The following is a 13,503-nucleotide window of genomic DNA, read 5'->3' as shown; positions in this document are numbered from 1 at the left end:
AGCCGAGCTTTTCAAAGTCAGGGCAGGGCGCTTTCGTCCCGCCGACCGTCCTGTCAGACCACGTCGAATTCCAGCGGGCGAACCTGCTGGAACTTGCCGGTGGCTTCCAGCTTCTGGATGACATCGCTATCGACCGGCGCGTCGACATAGAGCAGGGCAATCGCCTCGCCCCCCGCAGCCGAGCGGCCAAGGGTGAAGTTGGCGATGTTCACGCCATGCTCTCCCATCATCTGACCAAGCGTGCCGATGATACCGGGTTCGTCGTTATTGGTGGTGTACAGCATATGTGAACCGATCTCGGCATCGATATTGATGCCTTTGATCTGAATGAAACGCGGCTTGCCGTCGCTGAACACCGTGCCGCCGATGGACCGCTCACGCTTGTCGGTGACGACGGTCAGCTTGATATAGCCTTCGAACGCACCCGACTTGTCCTGCTTGGTAGTGCTGATCTTGACGCCGCGTTCCTTGGCGACCACGGGGGCCGAAACCATGTTCACCTCGGGATTGACCGATTTCATGATCCCGGCCACCGCGGCACAGGTCAGCGCCTCGAGGTTCATTTCGGACACCACACCGTCGTAAAGGATGTTGATGGCCTTGATCGGCTCGTCCGTCATCTGGCCGATGAAGTTGCCGAGATGATCCGACAGCTTGATCCACGGCCCCATGATCTTGGCCTCTTCGGCGGTGACCGACGGCATGTTCAGCGCGTTGGAAACGGCCCCCGTCAGCAGGTAATCCGACATCTGTTCGGCCACTTGCAGGGCGACGTTCTCCTGCGCCTCGGTTGTGGCCGCCCCAAGATGCGGGGTGCAGACCACGTTGGGCAGGTTGAACAGCGGGTTTTCGGTGGCGGGCTCCACGCTGAACACGTCGAACGCGGCTCCGGCCACATGGCCCGATTTCAACAGATCGGCCAGCGCCTCTTCGTCCACCAGACCGCCACGGGCGCAGTTGATGATGCGCACGCCCTTCTTGGTTTTCTCAAGGTTTTCGCGGCTCAGGATATTACGGGTCTGATCGGTCAGCGGGACGTGCAGGGTGATGAAATCGGCGCGCGCCAGCAAGTCATCCAGTTCCACCTTTTCCACGCCCATCTGGTCGGCCTTTTCCTGACCGAGGAACGGATCGTAGGCGATGACCTTCATCTTCAGGCCACGGGCGCGGTCACAGACGATACCGCCGATATTGCCCGCGCCGATCACGCCCAGGGTCTTGCCGGTCAGTTCGACGCCCATGAACCTGGATTTCTCCCACTTGCCCGCATGGGTCGAGGCCGAGGCCTCGGGGATCTGGCGTGCAACGGCGAACATCATCGCGATGGCGTGTTCGGCGGTGGTGATCATGTTGCCGAAGGGCGTGTTCATCACGATCACACCCTTTTTCGACGCGGCTTCTTTGTCGACGTTGTCGGTGCCGATCCCGGCACGGCCCACGACCTTGAGATTGGTCGCCGCCTCAAGAATGGTCGGCGTTACCTTGGTGGCCGAGCGGATGGCAAGGCCATCATAATTGCCGATGATTTCGGCCAGTTTTTCCTTGTCCTTGCCGAGGTCGGGCATGAAATCCACGTCGATGCCACGGTCGCGGAAGATTTGAACGGCGGTTTCCGACAGCTTGTCGGAGACGAGTACTTTGGGAGCCATGTTTCTGGTCCTTCAATGAAATGTCTTGGAGAGTCGGTGCGCGGTCTCCGCGCACCCTACGGTATTGTCCGGTAGGGTGTGCCCTTCGGGCGCACCGCTCAGGCGGTTTCCGCCAGCTCTGCGATCTCGGCCTCGAAGGCCCATTTGATCCATGGCATCAGCGCGCTGACGTCGCTGGTTTCCACCGTGCCGCCGCACCAGATGCGCAGACCCGGAGGGGCATCGCGATAGGCGCCGATGTCATAGGCCACCCCCTCGGCATCCAGCCGCTTGACGACGGCCTTGGCAAAAGCGGCTCCATCGGTGATCCGCTCGTCGGTGAATTTCAGGCAAACCGAGGTGTTCGAGCGATATTCCGGCTGATCCACGAGGAATGCGATCCAGTCGTTTTCCGCCACGAAGGTCTGCACCGCGGCAAGGTTGGCATAGGCGCGCTCGCGCAGCCCCTCAAGGCCGCCCACTTCGCGCGCCCAATCCAGCGCCAGCAGGTAATCCTCGACCGCCAGCATCGACGGGGTGTTGATCGTCGCGCCGTCGAAAATCCCGTCGATCAGCTTGCCGCCCTTGGTCAGGCGGAAAATCTTGGGCAGGGGCCATGCGGGTGTGTAGCTTTCCAGCCGCTCCACCGCGCGGGGCGACAGAATGATCATGCCATGCGCGGCCTCGCCGCCCAGAACCTTCTGCCAGCTGAAGGTGGTCACATCCAGTTTGTCCCAGGGCAGGCGCTGCGCGAATGCGGCGCTGGTAGCGTCGCAGATGGTCAGACCTTCGCGGTCGGATTTGATCCAGTTGCCATTGGGTACACGCGCACCGCTGGTGGTGCCGTTCCAGGTGAACACCACGTCATTATCGGTATCGACGCTGTTCAGATCGACGATTTGCCCATAGGGCGCTTCCTTGACCTCGGCATCCAGCTTCAGTTGCTTGACCACGTCAGTGACCCAGCCCGCGCCGAAACTCTCCCAGGCCAGCATCTCGACCTTGCGCGCGCCCAAGAGGTTCCACATCGCCATTTCGACCGCCCCGGTATCCGAGGCCGGCACGATCCCGATCTTGTAATCGGCGGGGATGCCAAGCACCTCGCGCGTGCCTTCGATGGCGGCCTTCAACTTGGCCTTGCCCACGGCAGCACGGTGGCTGCGGCCCAACGGCGCGTCAGCGAGTTTGCTCAATTCGAAAACGGGGGGTTTGGCACAGGGGCCAGAAGAAAAACGCGGATTGGCCGGCCGCGTCGCCGGTTTTTGCATAGCCATTTCTGCTACCCTTCCAGATAAGCGCCCCTCGTTGGGGAGGGGTGTCCCACGGACGCCTCTACAGAAACCCAAGAAAAACAGCAAGTATCAAAAGGGTCTGCCATGCAGATTCTTGCAGCTTGCAACAGAACATCACGGGAACGGACGCGGACTGCACGTGCAAAATCGGTGCAGTTTGTTCCCGGTATGTCCTGCGATGAGGCAAAAGAAAGCCCCGGCGCGCTGACGGGCGCAACCGGGGCCTTTGGCAAAACCACTCACGGAACTGCTCGCCGTGACGATACCGCATCTCTGGTGGCGCGTCACCCCATAATCGCACTGCATTGGGGGATCGCGGCATGAGCAAAATTACGGCAAGCCGTAAAAAACGCAATCGGGGCTATATCGAGGGATACAAGCCCAACGCCAAGACTCGGCAGTTGCTGGAACAGGCACAGGTGGTTTTGCAGGAATACCGCAAATACTGGCCTCTGACATGCCGTCAGATTTTCTATCGAATGGTCGGCGCGCACGGGTACGACAAGACGGAGGCCGCTTATGGGCGGCTCTGTCACCATCTCGCCAATGCACGGCGCGGCAAGCTGATTCCATTTGAGGCGATCCGCGACGATGGAGTGACGACCTACAGCCTCGGGCATTTCGATGATCGGGACGCTTTCCTGCGCCATGTGCGCCAGCTTGGCGAGGGCTACACCCGCAACAGATTAGCGGCACAGCACGTTCACATGGAAGTGTGGTGCGAGGCGGCGGGGATGCTTCCCCAGCTTCATAGAGTAGCTGAGTGGTATTCGGTGCCGGTCTATTCCTCTGGTGGGTTCGATAGTCTGACGGCCAAGAAGCGGCTGGCGGATCGCATCTGCGCAATGGAGAAAGAGGCCGTTATCCTGCATCTCGGGGACTATGACCCCAGCGGGGTTTCGATCTTCGATAGCGTGGCGGCGGATGTGACGGCCTTTGTCGAGGCAGACAGACCGCACGGGCTGGTGAGTGTCGAATTCGAGCGTGTGGCCCTGACCAGTGAACAGGTGCATGACAATGACCTGCCCACTGCCCCAGCAAAGGCCACTGACAGCCGGTCGAAGACATGGACAGGTGGCACCTGCCAGCTTGAGGCCCTGCCGCCGAACGTGATCGCTGACATTCTGGAGGAGGCAATCAAGCGTCGGATCAACTGGATGCAATTCGTTGAAGACCTGGACGCGGAAGAACAAGACCGCGTCATGATTGGCGGTTTGTTGCCCGCCCCTGAAAGCATGGGGGCCGTGTAATGGGACGCGATAAGCGGGACGAAAAGCGCAAAGAGGCCGTTACGGCCATGCGCCTCAGCGTGATGCAGACCCCGGCATGGCGGGCGCTGTCTATGCCTGCACAGGCCCTATACCCGTGGATCAAGCTGGAATGGCGTGGGGCGAAATTCAACAATAACGGCAAGCTGCGTCTGTCCACCCGCCAGGCTGCTGAGTGTATGGGGTGCAACCTCAAGACCGTGATGCGCGCCTTTCAAGACCTACAGGCCAAGGGGTTCATCATTCAGACTGAGGGCGCTTGTCTGGGCACTGAGGGCATGGGCAAGTCCCCGGCCTATGAACTGACCGAGATCGTGCCTGCGGGGCAGCAAGGCCCCGGCAAGCAGTTGTTTATGAATTGGTCAGATGGGCATGACTTCCCGGTCAAATTGTCCCCAACGCGCGCCAACCCAAAAACAAAAGCCTGTTCCGCCAAAGGGAACACTGTTGTTCCGTTTAAGGGAACGAACCGATGATGGCCTGTTCCACCAAAGGGAACGGCCTGTTCCACGAGAGGGAACGAAATGGCCGGTTTTGCCCCTCACCCTGTTCCGCGAAAGGGAACATCCTAGGACACCATGGGGTGGTGGTCGGGGCTGCGGCGGACGCTTCCAACAGAACGCGCAGCCGATGTCCGGCAACTTGCCGGTCACGAACGAGCCCCGGAATGATACCGGGAATCCATCAAACAGAAAGGCTATGACATGAGCAGCAATCACTACCCACCCCTGATGCCTGATCGCTTCGACGCGATGATGGCGGGTCCTGGCAAGATATGGGGTCTTGCCAACATCGCGGCAATTCTCGGTGTCAGCGTAGACAAAGCGCGCCGACTGGCCCGCCGCACGGATTGCCCGATCTATCGCCCGGATGGCGGCAGCTATTTTGCATTCCGGTCCGAACTCCACGAATGGTTGAGAAGGAAGTAGCCAATGACAGATTTCACTATCAACAGCATGCACATCATCGACGCTGCCCCGAGCCTGAGCGGCACCCGTGTCCTGGCATCGTATGACCTGACCATCGTCGGCATTACTATGAAGGGCTGCATTATCACCGAAAGCCCGGACGGCATCGCGTCGGCAAGGGGTCTGCTGGGTAAGACAAACAAGGGCGACAAGATCAGCGCGCAGTTCACGGACCCGACACTGGCTCGGGCAATCACTCGAAAGGCTGTCGAGGCATACAATGCTCTGACAGGGCGAGATGTGAACGATGAGTGATGCGAGGGGGTGGTCCCGAACTTTGGGGCCACCTTGGGGACCGGCGCGGGGAGGCACGCGCGATATAGAGCCCAAATGAGGTTTTTACGGTCACGAAAACCAATGAAAACCTACGAAAACCAATGATTTGCCAACTATCCACCATTCAATTTAGCCGACATGGTCGCAGGCATGTGGCCATTTCGCAAAAAAACCGCTCCCATCGAAGCCAAGGGACTCGCTGAACCGACCTCCGAGCTGTTCGAGATATTCGGTGTCACGACAACGGCTTCCGGGTACACGGTTTCGGCGGCGAGTGCGCTTGGTGTACCGGCTGTGAGCTCAGCGCTGCGCGTGATCTCCGAGGCGGTCGCCACCCTTGATGTCAGCGTGAAGCGGATCGAGGACGGCACCGAGGTTGCGCTCCCGGATCATCCAGTTCTGCCATTCCTGCGCGATGAGGCGAACGACTGGACCGGTGGTTTCTGCTTCATCCGCGATCTGGTGATCGATGCGCTGAGCGCAGATCGGGGCGGGCTGGCATATGTGAACCGCCTAGGTGATGGCCGGATCGCCGAGTTGATCCGTTACCGCGACAGCATCGTGACGGTCGAGTTCGACCAGGCGACTGGCGAACCGAGCTACCTGGTTGGCAACAGGCGCGTTGCATCGAAAGACATCATCCACCTCCGCAGCCCGTTCGGTAAGTCACCCCTCACCCTGGCACGTGAGGCTATCGGTTTGGCGATTGTCATGGAAAAGCATGGCGCCAACCTTTTCGGCTCCGGTGCGCGCCCTTCTGGCGTCCTCAGCTTCCCGAAAGGCATGGGGCAGGACAGCGTTACCAAGGCGCGCGAGGCATGGCGACTGAGCCATGAAAGCGGAGAGACTGGCAAAACGGCGATCCTTTATGACGGTGCCACGTTCACCCCGCTTCAGCTGACGTCGACCGACAGTCAGTTTCTCGAAAATCGCAAGTTCCAGATCCTCGAAATCGCCCGTGCTTTCCGGGTGCCGCCATCGATGCTGTTCGACCACGACCGCGCGACCTGGTCGAACACCGAACAGATGGGCCGCGAATTTCTGAGCTACACGTTGGAGCCGTGGTTGCGGGCAACTGAATCGGCGCTGCGCCGTGCCTTGTTCACTGAGGAAGAGCGCAAGACTCACGTGATCCGCTTCGATCGCGATGACCTGACCCGCGCTGACCTGTCGACCAGGTCGACCGTGATCAACAGCCTGATCTCCAGTCGCACCATCAACCCGAATGAGGGCCGAGCTTGGATCGGTCTGCCGCCGCGCGAGGGCGGCAACGAGTTCATAAACCCGAACATCTCGGCGACAGCAGAATCGACACAGGAAGAGGGCAATGACGATGCAGCTTGACGATATTCGAGCCTTCAGTGCCGACCAGGACCGTGGCCAATGGTTTGATCTGGTGGATCCAGTGAAGGGAAAACCGACCGGGATCCGCGTCAAGCTGGCAGGGCCGGATAGCGAGGTTCAGAACCGCGCGCGCTTGCGCCTGGCCGACGATCTCTCCGAGGTCGCAGATGCGGAAGGCCGGGTGAGTGCCGAAGCGCGAGAACGCGCTCGGATCGACAGCCTCGCGCGGTGCGTTCTGGATTGGGAAATCTCCGAGGACGGTGAGCCGGTCCCGTTCACGCATGCCAATGTGGTGCGCTTTCTTCGGGCCGGGGCATGGGTGCAGGCGCAGGTGGATGGCTTCGCCTCCGACCGGGCCGCGTTCCAGGGGGGCGAGTGACATGGATCGTGTGTATCTCGAAACCAAACTTGATGCCTCGGATGACGGCTCGATCGAGGGCTTTGCCTGGAAGTACGACCAGGCGGACCGGATCGGAGACGTGATCCAGAAAGGTGCGTTCTCCGGCACCTCCTTGCCGCTGCCGATGCTGTTCGGACACGACCAGAATGACCCTGTAGGCACATGGGATGTTGCCGATGATGCAGCGGACGGGTTGCGCCTCAAGGGGCGCTTGCTGGTCAACGAGGTGACCAGGGCCCGCGAGGTGCGCGCACTGGTTCGATCCGGAGCCGTTCGCGGTATCTCCATCGGTTTCCGTACGAAGAAAATGACGCCGCGCTCCCGTGGCGGCCGCACGATCACCGAGCTGGAACTTCTCGAAGCCAGCCTTGTGACCATCCCGATGCATCCCGGTGCTCAGGTTACCTCCGCCAAGACTGCCGTGCGCGCGCTGACGCTGGCGGCATCTCTCCAACGCGCCACGGCGCAGCTCGCAAGAAGGAACTGACAATGCGACATCTGAAGAAGACTGAGCTGCTTGGCAGCACGGCACTCACCCTCAAGGATGGCGGCGACGATGATCCCAACGACATCGTCACCCAAGCCATCGCCGATCTGACAGAGACCGTCAACAAGCGGCTCGATGAGATCGATGAAAAGGCCGATACGTCGAAGTTTTCCGACCGTCTCGACAAGCTCGAAGCCAAGTCCAACCGCGCCAAGAGCGACGATGATGACGATCCCGACGAGCAGGCCGAAATCGAGAAGAAATCCTTCGCGGTGTATCTTCGTAAGGGGAACGGCGCGACCGATGAAGAAGTGAAGGCGCTGACCGTCTCGAATGACGAACAGGGCGGCTACCTGGCACCACCGGAAATGTCGACCGAGTTCATCCGTGACCTGGTCGAGTTCTCACCGGTCCGTTCCGTGGCGAGTGTTCGCAATATCGGCAGTCCTTCGGTGAAATACCCCAAGCGCACCTCTGGCACGAATGCACAATGGGAAGGCGAGGCCGAGGAAGCGCAGGAATCGACTGCCACCTTTGGCCAGCTCGAAGTCCCGGCCCACAAGCTGATGACCTACGTCGACATCTCCAATGAACTGCTCTCCGACAGCGGCGGAACTGCCGAGTCCGAAGTGCGCTTGGCCCTCGCCGAAGACTTCGGCAAGAAAGAGGGCGCGGCCTTCGTGAACGGCACCGGAGCTGGTCAGCCGGAAGGTCTCATGACCCACGCAGGCATCGGCGAATATCTCAACGGGCACGCCACGACGCTGTCAGCCGATGCGCTGGTCAAAATGATGTACGACCTGCCGGCCATGTACCGCAACAACGGCGCGTGGATGATGAACGGCACCTCGCTCGGCATCGTGCGCACTCTCAAGGATGGCGATGGTCGCTTTCTCTGGCAGCCGAGCTTCCAGGCCGGTCAGCCCGAGACGATCCTTGGTCGCCCCGTGATCGAGGCCGTGGATATGCCCGACATCGCCTCCGGCGCGTTCCCCATCCTCTACGGTGATTTCTCCGCTTATCGGATCGTTGATCGCCTGGCGATGTCGATCCTGGTGAACCCGTATCTTCTGGCGACGAAGGGCCTGACCCGGATCCACGCAACCCGCCGTGTCGGTGGGCGTGTGCTTCAGGCCGCTCGCTTCCGCAAGCTCAAAATGGCCACTTCATAAGGAGACCTACCAATGCGTGACATTGCAGCGAATATCGGAGTGGTGCAGGCGGTGGCGCCTGCGGTTCTCTCCGCCACCAATACCTCTGCGGCGATTGACCTTCTGGGGTTCGGAGCCGCCGCCCTGGTCATCAACACAGGCGCGATCGTGTCATCCGGTGACTTTACGGCAAAGCTTCAGGAAAGTGATACCACCGAAACCGGTGATTTCACCGATGTCGCGGCGGAGCACCTGGTTGGCGATCAGCCAGCCAGCCTCGCCGCCGACAGCGTCGTGAAGCAAGGCTACATCGGCAACAAGCGGTACATTCGCACCGTGATCACGAAAAACGGGGGCACATCGATCGCCGCCGGCGCGGTGATCGTGAAGGGGCGTCCTTCCGAGGCTCCGGTGGCCTGATGCCTTCGCGCGGTCCTCGCCTTTGCGGTTGCGGCCACCGGGTTCCACCTGGAGCCCGGTGCGCGTGCGAGCGCAAGAGGGCGGCGGAGCGCAAAGCGAGATTCGACAAGACCCGGCCCAACAGCAGTGCTCGCGGTTACGACCGGGGATGGGAAAAGGCCCGCAGGGTTTTCCTGAAAACACACCCGGTCTGCCGCCGCTGTGGTGCGCGGGCGACTGTCGTGGATCACATCAAACCGCATAAGGGCGATAGATCGGTCTTCTGGGACCGGAAGAACTGGCAGCCCTTGTGCACCCCCTGTCATTCCGGCGCGAAGCAACGTGAAGAGCGCCGCAACATGGAAAGGACTTAGCCATGCCTATCACAGCAACGGCTGGCGCGAAGCTTTATATCGGCGGCGTGCTGGCGATGAAATCGGATGATTTCGTGCTGACTGATTTCGACAGCGCAACCTGGGTCGAGATCAAAGACCTCGATTCCCTCGGTTCGCTTGGCGACAGCGCCAACGAAATCACCCAGGACCTGATCGGTGAGAACCGCACGAAGCGCCTCAAAGGCACCCGCAATGCCCCGCCGATGGAGGTGATCGCCGCCATCAATTACGAGGATACGGGGCAGCAGGCGCTTGTCGCGGCCGAGAAAACCAAGGACGATTATGCGTTCAAGCTGGTGTTCGATGATGCGCCTTCAGGTGGTACGCCGAGCGAGCGCTATTTCATCGCGAAAGTGGCCAGTGCGAATGAAGCTTATGACACCGCAAACACTGTCATGAAGCTGAACGCCTCGCTTTGGGTCAACTCCAATGTGGTGCGTGTTGACGCGGCAGAGCCCTGATCCATGGCTATCGTGTCGCTACATGAACTTGAGGAACAGCTTTCCCTTACGTCTGATGTGGGGGGTGAAGATTCGCTTTTGCTCAGCCGAAAGATTGATGCTGCACAAAACCATATCGAGCGGCTTCTTGGGTTCAGGATCGAGGCCACGTTCGGCGGTGAGGGGCAAGACCCCGTGCCGCCGGTACTTGTCGAGGCTGTCCTTCAGCTGGCCGCGTGGTGGTACGAACAGCGCGAAACCGCGATCGTTGGCAATGCCGTCAATGACGTGCCTTTCGGCGTTTCGGAAATCGTCAACGAATATCGGGAGTGGGCTTTCTGATGTCTGACGATGGTGGGCTGAAATCGTTTCAGAACCGCCTGCGGGCGATGATCGCGGCGGGCAAGTCCGCTGCCGCGCCCGCGCTCCTGACGGGCGGGTACGAGGTTGCAGATGCGATTGAGTCGCTTGCGCCTGAAGACAGCGGGGATCTGGTTGGCTCGGTTGACGTGACGCCACCCGGCCAAACCACCCCGCCCTATTCCCAGCCTGGCGGGGCAACCGTGGTGCCAGAGAACCAGGTGCTGATCACTGTCGGCAATACCGATGTGAGATACCCGCATTTGCAGGAGTACGGGACCAAGCACCATGCCGCTCAACCGTTCTTCTGGCCGGGGTTTCGTCTTGCTCGCAAACGAGCAGAGAACCGCATCAAGCGGGCCATTGCGAAGTCGATCAGGGAAGCGCGCTGATGTCTGAAGACCTTGCCGTCCAGAAAGCGATCCGCGCCCGGTTGGCGGCGTCACCAGCGGTAACGGCCCTTGTGCCGTCTGGCGCTATACTTGATCGCAACCAGCGGCCCGCCCCCGATCCGTCGATCATCCTGGGCGAAAGCCAGGAGGTTGACGAAGGCACAAGCCTGCAACGCGATCGCACCCGCATTTATCACACGCTTCACATCTGGAAGCGCGAGCCGTCCCTCACCGGGGTCAAGGCTATCTGCGGGGCGGTGCGGACTGCGCTAAAGGCTGATCGACTGGAACTGGATGGATACCATTGCGCCGACTGGCATGTGTCCAGCGCGCGCTATCTGCGCGATCCGGACGGCGAAACCTCGCATGGCGTCATGGTGGTGAATGTCCTGGTAACAGGGGGTGCGTCATGAGGTCGGGCAAGATGCGCCATATCATCGATGTCCAGGCAGTTTCGTCGGAACCCGATGAATATGGAACACCGCAGGAAACCATGACCCGGTTCAAGAGGCTGCGCGCTGAGGTGATTCAGCAAAGTGCGCAGGAATACATTCGTTCTCAGGGCGCGATTGATGAAACCGTTATGCTGTTCCGGGTGCGCAATCCAGGCGGCATCACGACAGCGCACCGGGTCACCTACCAGGGAGAGACGTACAATATCCGTGAGCTGGCCCCCATCGAGAATGATCGGGGCCTTGAAATCCGCTGTGTTCGGTTTGGAGGGGATGCCTGATGCGAGGTGTAAAACCTGAAATGCAAACTGATCCCGAGGCACTTGAAAGCCTCGATGCGCCCGAATGGCTGTCTGAGGATGCGCGTTCAGAATGGGACCGCGTCATGCCAATTCTTTCCGAGCGGCGCATTCTCACTGATGCCGATCTCGGTGGGCTTGAGAATTACTGCATTTGCATTGGGCGGGTGCGTGAAACCGAAGCGTTGATTCAGTCAGAACTGGATGCCGATATGCAATTGAAGCTGATCCGGGTGCAGGACAAGGCCATGGCCTCGGCCCGCCAGCTTGCCGCCGAACTCGGCCTGACGCCGGTCAGCCGGTCCCGTCCCGCAATCAGGGAGGACTCGGATGACGAACCCGATCCGCTCAACGTCTGACACATTTCCGCACTGGATTTATGACGGCTCTGAAATCCCCGATCCTCTTGGGTTTGGCGACCGCGCCGTGAAGTTCCTGCGAATGCTCAAGCACCCGAAATCCGGGAAAGCTTTCCAGCTTGACCCGTGGCAGGAGCGGATCGTGCGCCGCATCTATGGCCCGCGCCACGATGACGGAAGCCGCATCGTCAAGACGGCGGTGATCCTTGTCCCTCGGGGCAATCGCAAGACTTCGCTGGCGGCGGCTCTGGAAGCCCTGCACACGGTCGGCCCGGAGCGCGTTCCCGGCGGCGAGGTCATCACGGCAGCCTCGGACAGGAAACAGGCCCGTATCGCCTATGAAGAACTGCGCGGACTGCTTGCCTGTCATCCGAAGATCGCCCCGAATGTGCGCATGCTGGATTACCGAAACCGCATTACCTATCCGAAAATCGGCAGCTTTTGCGAGGCCATTTCAGCGGATGCGGGGACACAACACGGGCGCACCCCGCAATTCGTCTTGGCCGACGAGTTGCATGCGTGGAAGAAGCGCGACCTCTGGGACGTGCTTCGATCCGGTCTTGTGAAGACTCCCGGAAGCTTGCTTGTCGTGGCGACCACGGCGGGACGCGGGCAGGAAAACATTGCATGGGATATTGTCGATGATGCACGCAAGGTGGCACGGGGCGAGGTAGATGACCCGTCCATCCTGCCGGTACTGTTCGAGGCTCCACGCGAGTGCGACTGGACAGACGAAGAAATCTGGTTCCGCGTGAATCCCGGCCTGCGTCATGGCTATCCCGATATCGAGGGCTTGCGGCAGTTGGCCCGCGAGGGTGAGCGGCGGATCGGGGATCGGGAAGCCTTCCGGCAGTTGAACCTCAATATCTGGCTGGATCATGCAACCGATCCCTTTGTCGATATGGCGATCTATGACGAGGGCAGTGGTGCTGTTGATCTCCACACTATGGAGGCCGAGCAACGCGAATGCTGGCTTGCTGTGGATCTGTCCAGTAACAGCGACCTGACAGTGGTTGTTGCCTGCTGGCGGGACGGGGAGGACGGATTTCAGGTCTGGCCGTGGTTCTTCTGCCCTGAAGATAACCTGCGGGGCCGCGAGGATTTATCAGGCCAGCCGTATACAGTCTGGGCCAGTGAGGGACAGATCACTGCCACCGAGGGCAACGTGGTGGATTTCCGTGCGGTTGAGGATCAGGTGCGTGAACTTTGTGCACGCTTCAACGTGCAGGAAATCGCCTTCGACCCTCACCTCGCGCGCAACATGCTCAACAACCTTCTCGAAGACGGGTTCCCTGCGGTGGAAATGCGGCAAGGTTGGGCAACAATGGCCCCGGCGGTGAAGGAACTGGAGCGCGCTATTGTTGGGCGCAGGTTCCGACATGGGGGTCATCCGGTGCTGCGCTGGAACTTCTCGAATATCGAGGTGCGCACCGATCCGGCAGGCAACCGCACATTCCACAAGGGCAAGTCACGGGACAAGATCGATGGGGCCGTAGCATCTGCAATGGCGGTGGCTCGCTGTGCCGCTGATGACGGGGCGCTGACCACAAATGCAGAATGGTTCACAGACGATATGTGGACGGTATAGGAGGC

General features: G+C 60.3%; 19 protein-coding genes. 17 read left to right on the top strand and 2 right to left on the bottom strand.

Going from position 1 to position 13,503, the window contains the following annotated elements:
* Positions 1-53: 53 nt before the first annotated feature.
* The gene (serA, locus tag BUB53_RS08775) at positions 54-1,649 is read right to left on the bottom strand and encodes a phosphoglycerate dehydrogenase (protein ID WP_073034324.1); all 1,596 of its coding nucleotides are present in this window, start codon (positions 1,647-1,649) and stop codon (positions 54-56) included.
* A 98-nt stretch (positions 1,650-1,747) separates the two neighbouring features.
* The gene (locus BUB53_RS08770; RefSeq protein WP_073034323.1) at positions 1,748-2,902 is read right to left on the bottom strand and encodes a phosphoserine transaminase; all 1,155 of its coding nucleotides are present in this window, start codon (positions 2,900-2,902) and stop codon (positions 1,748-1,750) included.
* A gap of 338 nt (positions 2,903-3,240) precedes the next feature.
* Here BUB53_RS08770 and BUB53_RS08765 point away from each other — a divergent pair, with 338 nt between their 5' ends.
* From BUB53_RS08765 to BUB53_RS08685, 17 genes are all read left to right on the top strand, one after another.
* Positions 3,241-4,170 carry a hypothetical protein gene (locus BUB53_RS08765; RefSeq protein WP_229709515.1) on the top strand — a complete coding sequence of 310 codons (930 nt, stop codon included), beginning with the start codon at positions 3,241-3,243 and terminating at the stop codon, positions 4,168-4,170.
* A complete protein-coding gene (locus BUB53_RS08760; protein ID WP_073034322.1) occupies positions 4,170-4,664 on the top strand; it encodes a GntR family transcriptional regulator in 495 nt (164 codons plus the stop codon). The genes BUB53_RS08765 and BUB53_RS08760 overlap by 1 nt, the downstream gene beginning before the upstream one ends.
* Positions 4,665-4,892: 228 nt before the next feature.
* Entirely contained in the window at positions 4,893-5,117 is a 225-nt protein-coding gene (locus BUB53_RS08755; protein WP_073034321.1) for a helix-turn-helix domain-containing protein, read from the top strand.
* Positions 5,118-5,120: 3 nt separating this feature from the next.
* A complete protein-coding gene (locus tag BUB53_RS08750) occupies positions 5,121-5,411 on the top strand; it encodes a hypothetical protein (RefSeq protein ID WP_073034320.1) in 291 nt (96 codons plus the stop codon).
* Positions 5,412-5,582: 171 nt separating this feature from the next.
* Positions 5,583-6,776 carry a phage portal protein gene (locus BUB53_RS08745; RefSeq protein ID WP_073034364.1) on the top strand — a complete coding sequence of 398 codons (1,194 nt, stop codon included), beginning with the start codon at positions 5,583-5,585 and terminating at the stop codon, positions 6,774-6,776.
* The gene (locus tag BUB53_RS08740) at positions 6,760-7,155 is read left to right on the top strand and encodes a hypothetical protein (RefSeq protein ID WP_073034319.1); all 396 of its coding nucleotides are present in this window, start codon (positions 6,760-6,762) and stop codon (positions 7,153-7,155) included. Before BUB53_RS08745 ends, BUB53_RS08740 begins: the two co-directional genes overlap by 17 nt.
* 1 nt (position 7,156) lies before the next feature.
* Positions 7,157-7,663 (top strand): HK97 family phage prohead protease, encoded by a 507-nt coding sequence (locus BUB53_RS08735; RefSeq protein ID WP_073034318.1) that lies wholly within the window; start codon positions 7,157-7,159, stop codon positions 7,661-7,663.
* Between the two features lie 2 nt (positions 7,664-7,665).
* Positions 7,666-8,835 (top strand): phage major capsid protein, encoded by a 1,170-nt coding sequence (locus BUB53_RS08730; protein ID WP_073034317.1) that lies wholly within the window; start codon positions 7,666-7,668, stop codon positions 8,833-8,835.
* 12 nt (positions 8,836-8,847) lie between these two features.
* On the top strand, positions 8,848-9,234 hold the full coding sequence (locus tag BUB53_RS08725; RefSeq protein WP_073034316.1) for a hypothetical protein: 387 nt from the start codon (positions 8,848-8,850) through the stop codon (positions 9,232-9,234).
* Positions 9,234-9,587 (top strand): HNH endonuclease signature motif containing protein, encoded by a 354-nt coding sequence (locus BUB53_RS08720; RefSeq protein WP_073034315.1) that lies wholly within the window; start codon positions 9,234-9,236, stop codon positions 9,585-9,587. Before BUB53_RS08725 ends, BUB53_RS08720 begins: the two co-directional genes overlap by 1 nt.
* A gap of 2 nt (positions 9,588-9,589) precedes the next feature.
* Positions 9,590-10,069: a hypothetical protein gene (locus BUB53_RS08715; RefSeq protein ID WP_073034314.1), complete on the top strand. Its 480-nt coding sequence runs from the start codon at positions 9,590-9,592 to the stop codon at positions 10,067-10,069.
* Between the two features lie 3 nt (positions 10,070-10,072).
* Complete coding sequence (locus BUB53_RS08710; RefSeq protein ID WP_073034313.1) at positions 10,073-10,390, top strand: head-tail connector protein; 318 nt, start codon at positions 10,073-10,075, stop codon at positions 10,388-10,390.
* Positions 10,390-10,800 carry an HK97-gp10 family putative phage morphogenesis protein gene (locus BUB53_RS08705; protein WP_073034312.1) on the top strand — a complete coding sequence of 137 codons (411 nt, stop codon included), beginning with the start codon at positions 10,390-10,392 and terminating at the stop codon, positions 10,798-10,800. Before BUB53_RS08710 ends, BUB53_RS08705 begins: the two co-directional genes overlap by 1 nt.
* Complete coding sequence (locus BUB53_RS08700; RefSeq protein ID WP_073034311.1) at positions 10,800-11,213, top strand: DUF3168 domain-containing protein; 414 nt, start codon at positions 10,800-10,802, stop codon at positions 11,211-11,213. Before BUB53_RS08705 ends, BUB53_RS08700 begins: the two co-directional genes overlap by 1 nt.
* Positions 11,214-11,224: 11 nt before the next feature.
* Positions 11,225-11,533, top strand: a complete 309-nt coding sequence (locus tag BUB53_RS08695) for a phage head closure protein (protein WP_159437786.1) — start codon at positions 11,225-11,227, stop codon at positions 11,531-11,533.
* Positions 11,533-11,910, top strand: a complete 378-nt coding sequence (locus BUB53_RS08690; RefSeq protein WP_073034309.1) for a phage terminase small subunit P27 family — start codon at positions 11,533-11,535, stop codon at positions 11,908-11,910. The genes BUB53_RS08695 and BUB53_RS08690 overlap by 1 nt, the downstream gene beginning before the upstream one ends.
* Positions 11,882-13,498 carry a terminase large subunit gene (locus BUB53_RS08685; RefSeq protein WP_073034308.1) on the top strand — a complete coding sequence of 539 codons (1,617 nt, stop codon included), beginning with the start codon at positions 11,882-11,884 and terminating at the stop codon, positions 13,496-13,498. Before BUB53_RS08690 ends, BUB53_RS08685 begins: the two co-directional genes overlap by 29 nt.
* Positions 13,499-13,503: the final 5 nt, after the last annotated feature.

This window comes from Roseovarius pacificus (genome assembly GCF_900142665.1).
GTDB lineage: Bacteria > Pseudomonadota > Alphaproteobacteria > Rhodobacterales > Rhodobacteraceae > Roseovarius > Roseovarius pacificus.
This window is presented reverse-complemented; position numbering and strand designations above follow the sequence as displayed.